The following is a 262-nucleotide window of genomic DNA, read 5'->3' on the forward strand; positions in this document are numbered from 1 at the left end:
GGGTTGTCCATTTCTCATCAAACTCATCAAGATAAAGGTTAAAAAGGCCAGTGTTGCTTGGACCATGTGAATCAGCCATTTTGGATCTTACCAAATGGGGTGTCCAAAAGGTGGCCATGGTAAAGTTATAACTTGGGTACTTCCATCGCTTAAAATATTCATCGGTAGTGTATGATACATCTATTGGCCATTCCACCCTTGAAAGGAGGCAAATCATGGATTGCATCTGATTTCTTCCAACTGAGTCACCAACAAAAGCCAT

1 protein-coding gene is annotated in these 262 nt (G+C 41.2%); it reads right to left on the minus strand.

The genetic code is table 11. The annotated features are described in order from the left end of the window. The coding region (locus tag L9G74_RS24320; RefSeq protein WP_238898706.1) for an SGNH/GDSL hydrolase family protein at positions 1 to 226 on the minus strand (226 nt) is incomplete at its 3' end. Positions 227 to 262 lie beyond the last annotated feature (36 nt).

The sequence above is a fragment of the Shewanella electrica genome, from assembly GCF_022321485.1.
Lineage (GTDB): Bacteria > Pseudomonadota > Gammaproteobacteria > Enterobacterales > Shewanellaceae > Shewanella > Shewanella electrica.